The sequence below is a fragment of the Spirochaetales bacterium genome (assembly GCA_016930085.1).
Taxonomy (GTDB): Bacteria; Spirochaetota; Spirochaetia; order SZUA-6; family JAFGRV01; genus JAFGHO01.
In genome coordinates, this window is record JAFGHO010000028.1 from 20,276 (window position 1) to 35,697 (window position 15,422).

The following is a 15,422-nucleotide window of genomic DNA, read 5'->3' on the forward strand; positions in this document are numbered from 1 at the left end:
AACAATGTAAACAATTTTTTTATGAAGCGGCTATCTTTTTACGGGAAAAATAACAAGGATGTGCGTATGAATGATATAAAAATCATCTCTCTGGGCGGATCGATAATCGCGCCGGAGAAGGTCGACATTGAATTTCTCAAGGCTTTTTTCGATCTTGTCGCGACGTATCTGGATCGTGGTGAATCGCGAAAAATCATTTTAGTATGCGGTGGGGGAAGTCCCGCGCGTGAATATCAGCGTGCCTACAAAGCGATCGTCACTTCCGGAGAACACGATGCGGCGGACAGGATCGGGATTGCGGCGACCCGGCTGAACGCGGCGCTGATGAAAGAAATCTTTTCTGTATATTGCCTCAATGACGTCGTCACCGATCCCACCTCGGTTGTGCGGTTTGACGGGAAAATCCTTGTCGCTGCGGGCTGGAAACCCGGATTTTCAACCGATTACGATGCGGTGATCCTTGCAGAGCGATTTTCAGCGGATCAGGTGATAAATCTCTCGAATCTCGCAAAAATCTATACCGACGATCCGAAAAAAAATCCCGCTGCTACCCCGCTCGATACCGTCGGCTGGGAAGATTTCAGGCACATTGTCGGGGAGGGCTGGGAACCGGGGAAAAACGCCCCCTTTGACCCGATTGCGGCAAAGCGTGCCGCGGCATGCGGCATGCGCGTTATTTTTGCAAACGGCCGCGACCTCGATAACGTGAAGCATATCCTTAACGGAAAGCCGTTTGAAGGAACGGTTATCGGTCCCGGATGAGATTATCATCATCGGAAAAATGCCAGACCGGTATTGCGCATGATGAAGGAAACGGATTCCTTCTGCCGAAATCAGGCAGCCAGTCGCCGTCATTCGCAGGATCCTGGATGAAACCGTCATCAATCCCGATGCGCCGGATTATATCCATCACTTCTTCATATTCTTCCCGATTCACATATCGATCCGGCGCCTCATTCTCTTTCATATCGGATATGCCGACCGGAATAAACTGGAACATGAGGGAAAGCATCGCCTCCGGTTCGAGATTGTTTTTATACCATTCCAAAACGGCCCGTGTCTGAGGAATTCCGCCCGGAATGACAAGATGCCGCATAACCAGACCGCTTTTCAACATCCCGTTCTCCATGGAACGGGTTTTTTTACCGGACATTAATGAAATTGCCCGTACCGCTTTTTCCGGATATGAGGGTGAGTAAAAAAAACGGCGTGCAAACGCCCCATCCAGTGTCTTCATATCCGGAATATAAATATCGACTACAACATCCAGAAGTTTCAGAATGTCCGTCTCCTCAAATCCGGAAGAATTCCAGACAACGGGAATGAGGAGTCCCGCCTCCTTTGCCCGTAAAACGGCCCGGATAACGCCCGGGATAAAATGGGTCGCGGTGACGAGATTGATATTCTCGGCTCCCCTTTTCTGAAGCGTGAGAAAAATTCCGCAGAGTTCATCCGCGGTGACCGTCCCGCCCATTCCTTCCCGGCTTATCTGATAATTCTGGCAAAAGCGGCACCTGAGTGTACAACCGGAAAAAAAGACGGTACCCGATCCTCCCGTTCCTGAAATCGGCGGTTCCTCTCCGAAATGCAGGCACGCGGAGGCAATCCTGATTTCCGATGTTTCACCGCAGAATCCCCTCTCCCCTTTCAGCCTGTCCACACCGCATTGACGGGGGCAGAGCATGCAATGCGAGTAAAGTTCCTTATAAAGCCCGTCGAATCCGTCCATCAAGGAAAAGCTACAACATTTTTTTATGTGAGACAATCGGGGTGCAAGGATCTTTTCCCGTAACCCCGTAATGATGAAGTACCCGTACACCGGCTTGTATAGACTGATATGCGCCGACCGCTGCCTTTACAGACGGCCTTTTTTGCCGTAACAATGGTTTTCAAACCGTACCGATATTGATAGAATGGTCCGTACCAAGCCGGCGGCGTGTAACGATCCGTTTCGCGAACAAGACCGAACAAAAAACACAATATATGAAAGCGGGGCAAAGGTATATGGCAAAAAAATATTATGCGGTCTGGCGGGGCCGCACCATCGGTATATTCGATTCCTGGGAGGCGTGTAAGGAACAGATCGACCATTACGCAAATGCCGGTTTCAAATCATTCAATACTCTGGAAGCAGCCGAGGATGCCCTGAAACAACACGGCATACGGCGGACGGCACATAATGTGACGAACGCGGAAACCCGGTCATGTGAAAAAGGATATCGACCGGTACTCGACAGTATAGCCGTGGACGCGGCGTGTTCCGGGAATCCCGGCGTAATGGAATACCGGGGGGTATATACGAAGACGGGAAAGCAACTGTTCAAAGCCGGACCGTTTGAACGGGGAACGAATAATATCGGTGAGTTTCTCGCCATAGTTGACGCCCTGGAATATCTGGAAAAACAGGGGAAAGGTTGCCCGGTCTATTCGGATTCCAGCGTCGCCATCTCGTGGGTCGGGAAAAAAAGCTGCGGGACAAAACTGCCGCTTGACGAAGATAATACGCTCGGCGGACTCATTGAGCGGGCGGTTGAAAAATTGCGTACCCGCTCATATCGGAATAAAATACTGAAGTGGGACACAAAGCGATGGGGAGAAATCCCCGCGGATTTTAACAGGAAATGACGGCTTCATGAAACCGGTCGACGCGGGAAATTACCGATCATCGATCGGCATTACTTGACTATATTACCTCAAGATACTAATATAGGGCCAGCAATATTGTCATATAAAAAACTGTCGATGATGAAACCGGTAGACGCGGTTTGGTCTTCAAGGCTATTGGACTGTTATTTTGCTGGCGTGATGAAACCGGTAGACGCGGTTTGGTCTTCAAGGCTATTGGACTGTTATTTTGCTGGCGTGATGAAACTGGTAGACGTGCCAGACTCAAAATCTGGTGTCCTTCGGGACGTGTGGGTTCGACTCCCACCGCCAGCACTATTAAAAACAAAAAAGAAGCCGGGTATAACGGGAACGATCCCGGAAGTCTGCGTATCCGTTATCGATACGGACCGGACCGGTCTATCCGATGTGGTGACAAAAAAAGGCGAATCATTCAGAAAGATAACAAAACAATTTCATCCGTACCATATTATCATGAAAATATGTGATTATTGATCGTGATTTGATACACAAAAATACCGATAATATTATCGATAATATTAGTAATGCGGATATTTGGAAGACCGTCATTATTTACATTTGGAATGAATATTTATGCACTAAACAGGATAAGTCCGGCAGACTCCTGAAGGGCCTTCTTGTTAAAAGTGCTTGACTTTTTACCGGTAAGGGCGTATCAATTATGCAAATGATCAAATTTGGAGAAGAGACACGGCTTGCGGGGATAAAAATCAGTGAGGGAGTCGCCGTTGCGAGAGTTTGCCTTTTCAATGAAGATCGCCATGCAAATATCCCAATTTACAAAGTTAATAAATCCGAAAGAAAAAAGGAAAAAGGACGCCTTATCCAGGCAATACAAATAGGAGCCGATCAGCTTTCCAGGGTCATCGTCGATGTTAAAAAGCGGATAGGTGATGCGGAATCGAAAATCTTTATCGCCCAGAAAATGATCCTCGAGGACACCAGCATCCACGACGAGATGTTCGACGATATAGAAAATGAAGGGGCGAATGCCGAAGCCGCCGTCATACGGGTGTTGGATTCCTACGAAACGAGGCTGCTGGACGTCGACAACGAATACATCAAGGCACGCGCGACCGATATCGGGGAAATCAAGAGAAGGCTTTTGGACATTCTCTCCGAAGTCACGCCGTCGTTTCTCTGTACCGGCATAGCGCAATGTCAGCGGGGAAAAAACAGGATTATCGTCGCCCGGGAACTCACGCCCAGCCTTACCGTCGGACTCGAAAAACAGCAGATTGTCGGTTTCGTAACCGAACACGGCGGTATATCATCCCACGCGGCGATACTCGCACGGGCCATGGGAATTCCGGCGGTAAGCGGCATCCAGAATATTCACAGCATGGTATCCTGCGGGACGGAGATACTCCTGAACGGAAATGAAGGAAATGTCATCATATGGCCCTCCCAGAAAACGATCGCACAATATAAAAGCGGCAAGGTATATATTCCGAAGGGACTGTATGCCGTTGATCCCGTCGACGGGATGAAAGTGATGGCGAACATAAGCAGGCATCAGGATATCGAGGAGGCGGTCATCGTAAAAGCGGAAGGTGTCGGGCTCTACAGAACCGAATTCGAATTTCTGGCACAGGGAGAAATACTCTCCGAAGACGAACAGTTCAAGCGGTACAAGACGGTTGTGATGGCCATGAAAGGGCAGCCGGTCTATTTCAGACTGATCGACGTCGGCGGCGACAAGACCGCGGATTTTCTCGATCTTCCCGCGGAAATAAATCCGGCACTGGGATTCAGGGGCAGCAGACTTCTTGTCGCACGAAACGAACTTCTCGCACCGCAGGCACGGGCATTGGTCCGTGCTTCCGAATTCGGTCCGGTCTGGGTGCTTTACCCCATGATCGTGGATCTCGAACAATTTTTAATCATGAAACAGCGTTTTCTCGAAGAAACGGCGGATCTCAACCCGGGAGAAATAAAGCATGGGGTAATGTTCGAGGTACCGTCCGCATGTCTCGAGGCGAAAAAAATACTCAAACATGCCGATTTCGCCAGCATCGGAACCAACGACCTCATTCAATACCTCTATGCGGTCGACCGGGACAATGAATATGTCGCCTATGATTATAATCCCGACAAGGAAGCCCTGTGGAATCTGATAACGTTAATCGCCAAGGCGGCGAAAGATGAAAACCGTCCCCTTTCCGTTTGCGGAGAAATAGCGGGCAACAAAAAATATATCATCCGTCTCAAAGAGATCGGTATTACGCGTATCAGTGTCGGCATTCGCCAGATACCGGAATTAAGAATGGGATTAAAATAAGACCTGCCCCCCAGTGCAGAAACGTGCGCGTCCATACCACCATCCATTTATATAACGGCAACCGCAAACCACTTGATTCTTGCGCATTATTTGATTAATTTATGTAACGAAGCAATCAAATACATATATAGCATGTTTTGAGAATGTCGTTTTATTTCGGTTTTTATGAAACAGGTAAGAGTCTTTAATAGTCTGCAAACTCTTTCACGGTCATGCGCTTCTTTTTTATCCGACCGGATAGAAAAAGCCTGCCATGACGGCAAAACGTTCGATATTATTCTTACCGGTGGAAACACCCCGATCGATTGTTACAATGAACTCGCCTCGATTCTATCGGACGGACGGTTTCCTTTGAAAAACATCAATTGGTTTTTCGGGGACGAACGATGGGTGCCCGCCGACCATGAAGACAGCAATGAAAGAATGGTACGGAAATACCTGCTCGGCAAACTAAAGATACCGGAAGAAAATATTTTCTCCTGGAAAGCATGTACAAAGGAACCGTATAAATGTGCATTTGATTATAACCGTATCATCCATGAACACTTTATTGACAGGAATAAAGTACCCGATATCCTTCTTCTCGGCATGGGAGAAGACGGCCATACGGCGTCGCTTTTTCCCCAAAGCAGGGTGCTTTTGGAAGCGGGAGAATTCGAGACGGTATCGAAGGACCTGCCGGTCTTCGCGGCTTCAGTCTATGTTCCCGGACTCAATACATGGCGGCTTTCTCTCACGCCGCGGATTCTTAACCGGGCACAGCAGATCATCTTCCTCATAAGCGGAGAAAAAAAACGTGAAAGTTTCAAAAAAGTGATGAACGGCACTTCCGATATCCCCGCGGCGTGGATTCAGGCGAAACATTGCATTTATTTCGTAACAACGGATATCTGGTCCAACGGCGCATCGCCGCACAGCCGCAATCGGTAAGATCAGGCTTTTTTCCCGATGATTTATTGCCATAATCCGCCATTAGGAATATAGTACAGAAAACAGGCAGACGCCCGAAGGGTGTAAATTAAGGTAAAAACCGGGACTGAAAACGTATCATAAAAAAACGGTTCCCGACCGGAGAAAGCACAGGGCGGTCTGTCAGGCAAAGATCGTGTATGACAAAGGTTGATATTCAAAAAAAATACGCCATGTTAAAAAACCGTCTCAAGGAACTGGGGAAGGTCATCGTCGCCTATTCGGGCGGCGTCGACTCGACATTGCTTCTCCGGTGTGCGGTCGAGGTACTCGGAAATGAAAATGTATTGGCCGTTACCGCCGGTTCCGAGATGATTCCCGCTTCCGAATTGAACGATGCGACGGCGTATACAAAAGACAACGGCATTGCACATCTTGTCATTGCGGCATCGGGGTTACATGAAATAAACGAGAAGGGGAATCCCCCGGACCGCTGCTATCATTGTAAAAAAAGCCTTTTTTTAAAAATCACAGCGATTGCGGAGAAAAGAAATTTTACCCACGTGATCGAGGGCTCCAATACGGATGACGATAACGACTACAGGCCGGGTAAAAAGGCCCTCGAGGAGTGTGGCGTGCTGTCCCCCCTCAGGGAGGCGGGGCTTGGCAAGGAAGAAATACGAAAGCTTTCAAAAGCGGAACACCTTCCCTCGTGGGATAAACCTGCGCGGGCCTGTCTTGTTTCGAGATTCCCGTATTATATGACGATACACAATGATATGTTGAAAAAGGTCGAGCGGGCGGAAGAATTTCTCATAGAGCAGGGATTCACCCTCTGCCGGGTTCGCTGTTTCGGTGATAAAGCCCTGATTGAAGTCGAAAAAACCAGGGTTCGGGAGGCCCGGCGTATCCTGCAGAAAATTGAAAGTGTTCTGCATGAAATCGGATTCAGGGAAGTGGAAATCGATCCCGACGGATACCGGACAGGCAGAATGAACGTTTTTAATGAAAAAGAATGAGTTTATCGTTTCAGGTACCATCAAGCTTCCCCTTACCATATATTGCGAGAAAAGGAAGAACTCCCGTATTTCAATCGGCAAAAAAGGGATTTATATAAGGCTTCCGCTTACCATGACCGAAACCGAGAAAAAAGCCCAGGTCAAAAAGTTTACCGATTGGGCAAAAAAAAAGATGGAAATCAGACGTGAATACCTTGAAAGACATCTTAAGCCTGGTTCGGGAAGAAGCTATCGCGACGGAGATGTCCTCCGGCTGAACAAAGGATCATATATTATCAGACTGTCATATACGGATAAAAAAACAAGCTCGTCCGCGATTACCGGGAAAGAAATACGACTCATTATCTCCTCCCGGCTTACCGAAGAAGAACGATTAAAGGAATGTACCGCCCTTCTGAGCAGATGTATAGCAAAACAACGGCTTCCGGCGTTAAAAAAACGGATAGAAGAGCTAAATAAAAAACACTTTCGAAAGAAAACAGGAAAAATATTTTATAAATACAATAAATCGAATTGGGGAAGCTGCTCTTCGAGAGGGAATATCAATATTTCGACCCGCCTTCTCTTTGCACCGGAGGGCGTCCTCGATTACGTCTGTGTCCATGAACTTGCCCACCTGATCGAAAAAAATCATTCACACAGATTCTGGTCGCTTGTGAGGAAGGTTATGCCGGACTATAAAAAAAGAAAAAATTGGCTGAAGGAAAACTACGACCGGTGCTGGTTTTAGTGCGGTTGACGACGGGATACACCGATACTCATTCATTTTTCCGGGCCGTCATAAGATATATTTTCTGTCCGTGATCCATAAACTTGTTCGCATACACGGAAAGAAACACCTCTTCGGGAGGATTGTCATCCATTAGTGTAAAACCGGGATGAAGAAGGAGCAGGAGTTTTGCCTGTACCGAATAATCAAAAAAATCCGTCGCAAAAGAGAGTCTTCCGCCCGGCTTCAATGTGTTACAGAGAATATCCAGATTCGATTTTCTAATAAACCGCCTTCTCCTATGTCTGGTTTTCGGCCACGGATCGGGAAAATAAACATGATAATGATCGATACAGCGCGGCGGCAATCTTTGAAGAAGGACCTCCGCCTTTTCCTGAACCACGGTAATATTATGAAGCGATCTGTTTTTAATCTTTTTGAGAATCTTGAGGCATCGTTTCTTTTTTAATTCAATACCGATTAAAAAAGTATCCTTTGCTTTTTCACCATATGCGACAAGAAAATGACCGTTTCCGCTGCCGATTTCTATCTCAATCCGCCCCCGGGAAAGGGTTGAAATGGCTTCTGCAACAATTGAATCAACTTCTTCAATTCGCCTTATTGTTATTGCCGGATCTGCGTCCCCGTGACTTTTTTCTTGCATAATTGACGTTTATTACCTTACCCTTGAGTTCTTTACCGGAGAGAACGGAAATCGCACGTGAAGCATGCCGCGAGGATATGTCGAGAAACGAATAATTGTCGAGTACCTTGACTTCTTTGATTTCAGAACGCTTTATTTTCAGATGTTCGGTGAACAGGGAGACGAGGTCATTCGGAAAAACATGCCTGTTCTTGCCCACACTGATAAAAAGGGTGGTGATTGCGGATTTCTTTTTCCCGAACCTTTTCCCCATTAATTCCTTGAAAAGATACGCCATAAAATAGGACCGCATATAAAAAGGAACATGTTGTTTTACCATTTTTTTCAAGGCATTCAGATCATCCGCATCTTCCTCTTCCCTGATTTTCTTGATAATTTCCGCTGTCATCCCTTTCACCACATCTTTTTCCGAAGGGAGCGGTTCTTTTTTGATATCCACGTTTTTCATCTCCTCCGTTGTCGTTAATTTGTTCATGTCCTTGCCGGTTATAAAAAAAATAATCTCTTTGATTCCGTGCGATTCCATCGCCGTCAATCCGGAATAACAGCCGGACTGAACCGGGACATCAAAATAGAGTATATGTGACGGCCAGAAAGATTTCGGATTTTGAATGTCTGCCGGCGAGGCAACAAGAACAGGAATCTTTTTCTGATTAAAGGCGTTACAAATTTTATCCTTCTTGCCTTCCTCGATTTTATTCGAGTACCTTTTGACGGGAAAGCCGCCGTGCTTCAGGGAACGCATCAGTATCGAGATGGTTTCTTCATTATCAGCGTAAAGTAACAGTGAATTTATCGATTTTGTCGTAATAAACTCGCAAAGCACGCTTATTCTTTTCTGCTGGCTTATCTTTTCAATATCAAGCCATGAATAATCCGGTCTTTCGTTTTCTTTTTCCCATTCCTGTCTGCCTACCGTCAGGGGACGATGAAGCGTCGACAGCAGGTTGTCAAGAGAAGATAACGGGACGGGAGAGAAAAGGATCGTCTGTAACTGCTGAGGCAGTTTCGTCGCGATAAAATGCAGGTCCGGTTCAAATCCCGGAAACTTCTCCATATCCGTTCCGTCAATCACCTGAAACTGCAAGCCATCGAAAGAGAGATTTCCCCTTCTTATATGATCGATCACCCTGCTTGTTGTTCCGATGACGATATCGGGTTTTTGTGAAAGCAGACGGAATTCCTTCCTGCTTCCCTTCTCGCTGCCTATAAGGGTAACATTCACCTCTTTTGAGAAATATTGTATGAATTTATGGAACTCTCTGGTTATTTTTTTAACCCGGTCAAATGATGATGTAAGGACTAATGCTTTTATCCCTGCCCTATTTTTATGCATCATCTCCAAAACGGGAAGGATAAAAGCAGCAGTCTTACCTGTTCTATCACCGGCTTCAATAGCAATATTTTTTCCCTTTAAAATAACGGGAATCACCTTTTTCTGCAAAGGAGTCGGCTTCAGATAGCCTGCTTTGCGTAAAAGCTCTCCTATTTCTTTTTTCCAGAGAGTGTGAGCTTTTTTAAACATATAAACCTGTCAAAAAACTATTTATCGTTAACTATAGCACGTCTTTCGCATTTGGTCAAGTTTTTACAAATTATTTGGCGGAAACATTTCCGGTTTCACGATGACAAAAAAAGGCAAGAATATGGTCAATGGCATACTTCATTCTCCATTCGCTGTGCTATATTAGTAATATATCGACGTGTAACTTTCTTATTGAACCGAAGGTTATGATAGGGAGCGGAAAAAAGACCGATAATTAATGCAAGGGGTGCGGTTATGAAGCGAAAAGCATTTATTTTCTTACTGTTCATACTATCCGTGAGTTTTCTTCAGGCGGAAATGCTTCAATTTAAATATATAAAGGGAGAAAAATACAAAATTCTGACAAAAGTAAATGAAAAAGTATATGTGAACGGTGAATTACATCACACTGCAGAGATATTGACAAAAATCGCGTTCGACGTCACCGACGCCGTCGAAAAAAAATGGCAGATATCCGGCAAATATCAGACGTCCGAAAAAGCGGCCGTCAACTCTGAAATATACAAACTCGATGAGGAGTTTACCTCCAACTTCTGGATTGATTCACAGGGCAGGTATGAGATCGACAAGAATTATCTCTATCCTCTTGTAAGAAATATTCCTCTGTTTCCTTTGAAAGATATCAATCCCGGATACAAGTGGAAGGCGAAAGCCGAAGAGATTCAATATTTCAGACCATTTAATATACAAGCCCCGATATCCATCCCGATCGAAGTCGACTACGAATATGTAAAAAACCAGGTGATTGATGGTGTAAAATGCGCGGTTTTAAAGCTTAACTACAACTTGTACCGTGAATTTCCCGAATTAAAAGGCCTGTCCGACTGGTTTCCGATTCTCATTTTCGGCAAGGTCGAACAGGTATTTTACTGGGATATCGCAAAAGGAAGATATCACTCCTATACGGATGATTTTGATATTATCTATGGGTTTAACGACAATACATTATATGAATATGTCGGTACCTCGACGGGAGCGTTTATCGAATCACCGAAAATGGATAAAGCGAAGATCGAAGAGGAAATAAGGGAAACAATTGAAAAAGAAAAAATAGAGGATACGTCGGTACGTTCCGACGACACGGGTGTCACGATAACGCTCCAGGATATCAATTTTCTCCCCGAATCGGACATGCTTTTACCCAAAGAACAGAAGAAACTCAAGGCTATCGCGAATATACTTAAAAAATATGCCTCACGGGATATTCTTATCGCGGGCCATACGGCGCTGGCCGGAACGGAAGAAGGACGGAGGTTACTATCGGAGAAACGGGCAAAAGCCGTGGGAGAATATCTGTTTCTTTTGGGCGTAAAAAACAACATGATATTCAAAGGGTATGGTTCCAGGTATCCTGTTGCGGAAAACGATACGGAAGAAGGAATGAAACAAAACAGGCGTGTCGAAATCAAGATTCTGGAAAATTAGACCGGCCCGGCCAAGGATATAAAAGAATTGTCGAAGCCGGAGGAGGCTTGACGTTTCATATCGTAAGGGGGTATTGTCGAAACCAATGCGAAAAGCGACTTCGTTTATAATAACCTTTTTTGTCATCCTCGTGTTTTTTTCCTGCTCTGTCAGACAGGATATTTCGATAGCCGTCGACGGAAGCGGTCAATCGACACTTTCGGTCGAACTCAAACCGGTTTTTCTCCTCTATATTCTGGATCTTGCCGAAGCGATGTCCGACGAAGAGTTTTCCGAGGATATGGATATTTTCGAGATACAGGAGATTAAAAAGGAACTGGGGAAACAGGAGGGGGTTAAAGCGCTGACCGTTACTTCCCCTTCCCAGGAAAAACTGGAAGTGACGCTTTCTTTTACCCGGATCGCCCGGCTGTTACATCTACAATCTGAAAACACTCTCACCCCTCTCCTGACATTTAAAAACAGCCAGGGATTGAAAATACTTCATTTTCACCTTGAAAAAGAGAATTACACAATTATCACCGAACTCTTTCCCATACTTGACAATCCCGTATTCCAAAACCTTGCCCCCCAACCGAAAGAAAATATCTCCCAACGCGAATACCTTGACATTGTCGAGTTCGCCATGGGCGAAGAGGGACGTATTGCCGTTAAAAAGGAAATCGTGAAGGTGACGGTGACCGTAAAGGGAACGATTGTCTCCCAGAAGGGCGGATATATCAAAGACGGCATCGTTTACTTTGATATTCCGCTGCTCGACGTCCTTCTCCTCTCAGAACCACTCGATTATGAGATAGTATTCAGATAATATATACGCCCGACACATATTCACGGGAAAAGATTACCCGGATGAACGCGGATGGGAAAAATGTTCCCGTCTTTCCCCCTTTCATATAATTCCCCGGTATGTAAAGAAAGAAATCAGACCGTCCGGAGACGAAACCGTCTGAAAAATCCTGGCATACATTTTGCATTTAATATAATGAACATATAGTCAAGGAGGCTGATATGAAAATAAAAAAACTTTTCCTGATAACGATACTGCTTGTCTCGACGGGATTCATTTTTGCAAACGGACAGAATGAATCAAACAATCCCCGCCGTGAACGGTGGGAAAACCTTATCGAATCCAAGGAAAAAATCACGGTGACCGGCGCACTCGTCATCAAAAACAGAATAATGCCCGAACTCAATACGGGGACAGCCGTCTATCTTCTCGCCGTCCCCCGGTTCGCCGTCTTACAACTCGAGATTAAAGATGGAGAGCAGGTAACCGTCGAAGGCGTCCTTCTCAAAGCGAACGGAGAATGCCCCATGAACACGCTCGAAGAAGGAGAAGAAATCTTTGTCGTCACTCGGGCGATTGTGAAAGGCAAAGAGTATGATCTCAAAGAAGCGTTCGGCGGAACGGATTTTCCTCGACGGGGCGGCCCGGGAGGTAAAAACCCCGGCAGACATCCCGGCCACTTCCCTCAGCGGGGAGACGGCAGCTGTTTCGAGTAAAGAACCGGAACCGTTTGTTCCGGGCCGGCCGCAGAATAATCTGCGGCTGGCTTTTTTTTCCTAAACAGGATAAGGTATACATACCATGAAGCCCGTCAACCTGAGCGAGTATCTGTTTTACATCGTTCTCATTTTCCTCTTTACTGGTATGGCCTTACTCATTTTCGTCTTGTTTCGCGGCGAAGCGGAACGGAACAGGCTCCTTCTTGAATACGAAGCCGAACGGATGACCGCGTTTCTTTCGGAATCGATGCTGCGCAATCAGTTGAACGGGAACATCGAGATCGACGAAAGGGTCATCGGATTCGGTGTCTATGACTGGAATGGTGAAAAAATACAGACATGGCGGAACGCGCCCGAAAAACTGAATAGCGCCGATATGGAAAGAACCGCGAGACGAATTCGTTACGATAAAAAAAATAAAAGCCTTGTCATTATCAGGCGAATCGGGAGGCACCCGATGACCAATCCCGACGATATAGCGGAACACATGAGAAGAATGCCGAGAATGCAGCCCGGCCGACCCCCCGCTATCATTTATTTGGAATTCGACGCTTCATCATATATGAACAAGTACGGTCTTAACCGTATTTCGAGAATAGGCATCCCCGCGTTTCTCCTTTTAACAATGATTGTGACGATGCTTCTTTACAAAAAAAATACGGAATACAGAAAAAAACTCGTCGCACAGGCACAACTCGCCCAGCTGGGCGAAATGGCCCGTACACTTTCGCATGAAATTAAAAATCCGCTTGGTGCGATGCGAATACAGACAGGCTATCTTAAGAAGACATTGCCGAAAAAAAACCTGGCGGATTTGGTCCTTATCGAGGAGGAAATCGAGCGCCTGACACTCCTCACCAGAAGAATTTCCGATTTTGTCCGCGATCCCGCGGGAAAACCGGAAAAAATCAACCTGAACACATTTATCGTCGATCTTCTCAAACGATACAATCACCCCGTTACATTCAGGAACACGGCCGGTTCGGATGTCACGATTCTTTTTGACAGGGACAGACTCCGGTCACTGCTTGAAAACGTCATCATGAACGCGATCGAAAGCCATGAATCGACCAAAGAGGAACACGTATTTCAGGTCGATATTGAACTGTCACGAACCAAACACGGCGTTCGTGTTTCCGTGCTTGATTCGGGCAAGGGTATCGGGGGTGAATCGGTGGAACATCTTTTCGATCCTTTTTATACCACAAAAACACGCGGTTCCGGCATGGGACTTGCCATCGCAAAACGATTCTGCGAGGCAAGCGGCGGCGAAATAAGGCTTTTCCCCAGGGACGGGGGCGGCACCGAAGTGAGGATACTGTTCAGAAAGCGGGGGTAGCGTATGCGAGTGCTTATTGCCGACGATGAAATGAATATCCGTGATTCTATCGTACGTTACCTGAAACTCGAAGGTATCGAGGGAATACCTGCGGAAAACGGGCTTTCGGCAAAAAGGTTGTTCGAGACCGAACCTTTCGACGCGGCCGTCATTGATCTCCGGATGCCCGGCATGGACGGGATATCACTCCTTCGCTGGCTTAAAAACGACAGGCCGCTCCTTCCCGTTATTATGATTTCCGCTTACGGGGAAGTACGCGATGCAGTCGAAGCCATGAAACAGGGCGCCGGTGATTACATCGTCAAACCATTCGATCCCGAAGAACTGATCCTCCGGATAAAAAGGCTTGTGGAAGACCAGCGCCGTCACGATAGTTTTCTCGCGGGTCAATCGATCGCTGAAAAAAACGATATGTGGGTCAGCGAATCACCGGTATATAAAAAAATCAACAAACTCATAGAGAAAGTGTCCGCTTCGGATTCGATTGTTTTAGTTACAGGAGAAAGCGGCACGGGCAAGGAGGTGACCGCTCAAGCGATACACCGGCTTTCATCAAGGGCATCGCATCCTTTTATTCCGATCAATATCGGCGGGGTTCCCGAAACCCTGCTTGAAAGCGAACTGTTTGGCTATGAAAAAGGTGCATTCACGGGAGCTTCATCACGAAAAATCGGTATGTTCGAACTTGCTTCCTCAGGCACCCTCTTTCTCGATGAAATCGGCGATATGCCGATCCACCTCCAGGTAAAACTGCTGCGTTTTCTCCAGGAAAAAATTATCCGCCGGCTCGGGGGAACGGAACCCATCCCGCTTGATGTGCGTATCATTTGTGCAACCAACAGGAACCTTAAAACCCTGATCGATGAAGGCCGGTTCCGTGAAGACCTCTTTTTCCGGCTCAACGTGGTCTCGATCCATCTCCCCCCACTTCGCGACCGCAAAGAAGATATTCCAAAACTCACCGGTTTTTTTATCGAACGCTTCAACCGGACCATGCGGGGGGCGGAAAATAAAATCGGAGGTATTACCCCGGAGGCCCTCAGACTCCTCAACGACTACTCATTCCCCGGAAATATCCGAGAACTTGAAAATCTTGTCGAACGCGCGTTTATCCTTTCAGAGGCAGATATACTGACCGTAAAGGATTTCGATCTTCCACAAGAAGCAAAGGTCGTATCATCCCCGGCAGGGACATTGCAAGAGATGGAAAAAAAGGCTATTCTCGCCGCGTTACACCGCTGGGAAGGGAATAGGACAAAGACTGCTATTGAACTGGGGATTACCAGAAGAACCCTTTTTAACAAAATCAGGGAGTACGGACTCCGGGAAGACGGTGAGTCATCCCGAGTATAGTCGTTGCCTATAAAGGCCGCCGCTG

At 46.5% G+C, this 15,422-nt stretch carries 14 protein-coding genes and 1 tRNA gene; 12 read left to right on the forward strand and 3 right to left on the reverse strand.

Going from position 1 to position 15,422, the window contains the following annotated elements; all coding sequences use genetic code 11:
- The first annotated feature begins 66 nt into the window (after window positions 1-66).
- A complete protein-coding gene (locus JW881_05075) occupies window positions 67-762 on the forward strand; it encodes a UMP kinase (GenBank protein ID MBN1696866.1) in 696 nt (231 codons plus the stop codon).
- On the opposite strand, the gene JW881_05080 is transcribed toward JW881_05075, so the two are convergent.
- Window positions 746-1,729, reverse strand: coding sequence for a radical SAM protein (locus JW881_05080; GenBank protein MBN1696867.1), 984 nt, complete (start codon window positions 1,727-1,729; stop codon window positions 746-748). The genes JW881_05075 and JW881_05080 overlap by 17 nt on opposite strands.
- A 275-nt stretch (window positions 1,730-2,004) precedes the next feature.
- On the opposite strand from JW881_05080, the gene JW881_05085 reads away from it, so the two are divergent.
- From JW881_05085 to JW881_05110, 6 genes are all read left to right on the forward strand, one after another.
- Window positions 2,005-2,625 (forward strand): ribonuclease H family protein, encoded by a 621-nt coding sequence (locus JW881_05085; protein ID MBN1696868.1) that lies wholly within the window; start codon window positions 2,005-2,007, stop codon window positions 2,623-2,625.
- Window positions 2,626-2,856: 231 nt separating this feature from the next.
- Window positions 2,857-2,940: transfer RNA gene (locus JW881_05090), tRNA-Leu, on the forward strand.
- 367 nt (window positions 2,941-3,307) lie between these two features.
- A complete protein-coding gene (gene ptsP, locus JW881_05095) occupies window positions 3,308-4,927 on the forward strand; it encodes a phosphoenolpyruvate--protein phosphotransferase (GenBank protein MBN1696869.1) in 1,620 nt (539 codons plus the stop codon).
- A gap of 165 nt (window positions 4,928-5,092) precedes the next feature.
- Entirely contained in the window at window positions 5,093-5,857 is a 765-nt protein-coding gene (gene pgl, locus JW881_05100) for a 6-phosphogluconolactonase (GenBank protein MBN1696870.1), read from the forward strand.
- 179 nt (window positions 5,858-6,036) lie between these two features.
- Window positions 6,037-6,855, forward strand: a complete 819-nt coding sequence (larE, locus tag JW881_05105; protein ID MBN1696871.1) for an ATP-dependent sacrificial sulfur transferase LarE — start codon at window positions 6,037-6,039, stop codon at window positions 6,853-6,855.
- Window positions 6,842-7,585 carry a M48 family metallopeptidase gene (locus JW881_05110; protein MBN1696872.1) on the forward strand — a complete coding sequence of 248 codons (744 nt, stop codon included), beginning with the start codon at window positions 6,842-6,844 and terminating at the stop codon, window positions 7,583-7,585. The genes larE and JW881_05110 overlap by 14 nt, the downstream gene beginning before the upstream one ends.
- Before the next feature lie 28 nt (window positions 7,586-7,613).
- Here the strand turns inward: JW881_05110 and JW881_05115 are convergent, their stop codons facing one another.
- Together JW881_05115 and JW881_05120 are read right to left on the reverse strand one after the other, a co-directional pair.
- Window positions 7,614-8,228 carry a hypothetical protein gene (locus tag JW881_05115; GenBank protein ID MBN1696873.1) on the reverse strand — a complete coding sequence of 205 codons (615 nt, stop codon included), beginning with the start codon at window positions 8,226-8,228 and terminating at the stop codon, window positions 7,614-7,616.
- Window positions 8,173-9,753 (reverse strand): DEAD/DEAH box helicase, encoded by a 1,581-nt coding sequence (locus JW881_05120; protein MBN1696874.1) that lies wholly within the window; start codon window positions 9,751-9,753, stop codon window positions 8,173-8,175. Before JW881_05120 ends, JW881_05115 begins: the two co-directional genes overlap by 56 nt.
- A 255-nt stretch (window positions 9,754-10,008) precedes the next feature.
- Between JW881_05120 and JW881_05125 the strand changes: the two genes are divergently transcribed.
- From JW881_05125 to JW881_05145, 5 genes are all read left to right on the forward strand, one after another.
- Window positions 10,009-11,199 (forward strand): OmpA family protein, encoded by a 1,191-nt coding sequence (locus JW881_05125; protein MBN1696875.1) that lies wholly within the window; start codon window positions 10,009-10,011, stop codon window positions 11,197-11,199.
- An 85-nt stretch (window positions 11,200-11,284) separates the two neighbouring features.
- A complete protein-coding gene (locus tag JW881_05130) occupies window positions 11,285-12,007 on the forward strand; it encodes a hypothetical protein (protein ID MBN1696876.1) in 723 nt (240 codons plus the stop codon).
- A 200-nt stretch (window positions 12,008-12,207) separates the two neighbouring features.
- On the forward strand, window positions 12,208-12,702 hold the full coding sequence (locus JW881_05135; GenBank protein MBN1696877.1) for a hypothetical protein: 495 nt from the start codon (window positions 12,208-12,210) through the stop codon (window positions 12,700-12,702).
- Between the two features lie 85 nt (window positions 12,703-12,787).
- Entirely contained in the window at window positions 12,788-14,044 is a 1,257-nt protein-coding gene (locus JW881_05140) for a HAMP domain-containing histidine kinase (GenBank protein ID MBN1696878.1), read from the forward strand.
- A gap of 3 nt (window positions 14,045-14,047) precedes the next feature.
- On the forward strand, window positions 14,048-15,397 hold the full coding sequence (locus JW881_05145; protein MBN1696879.1) for a sigma-54-dependent Fis family transcriptional regulator: 1,350 nt from the start codon (window positions 14,048-14,050) through the stop codon (window positions 15,395-15,397).
- Window positions 15,398-15,422 lie beyond the last annotated feature (25 nt).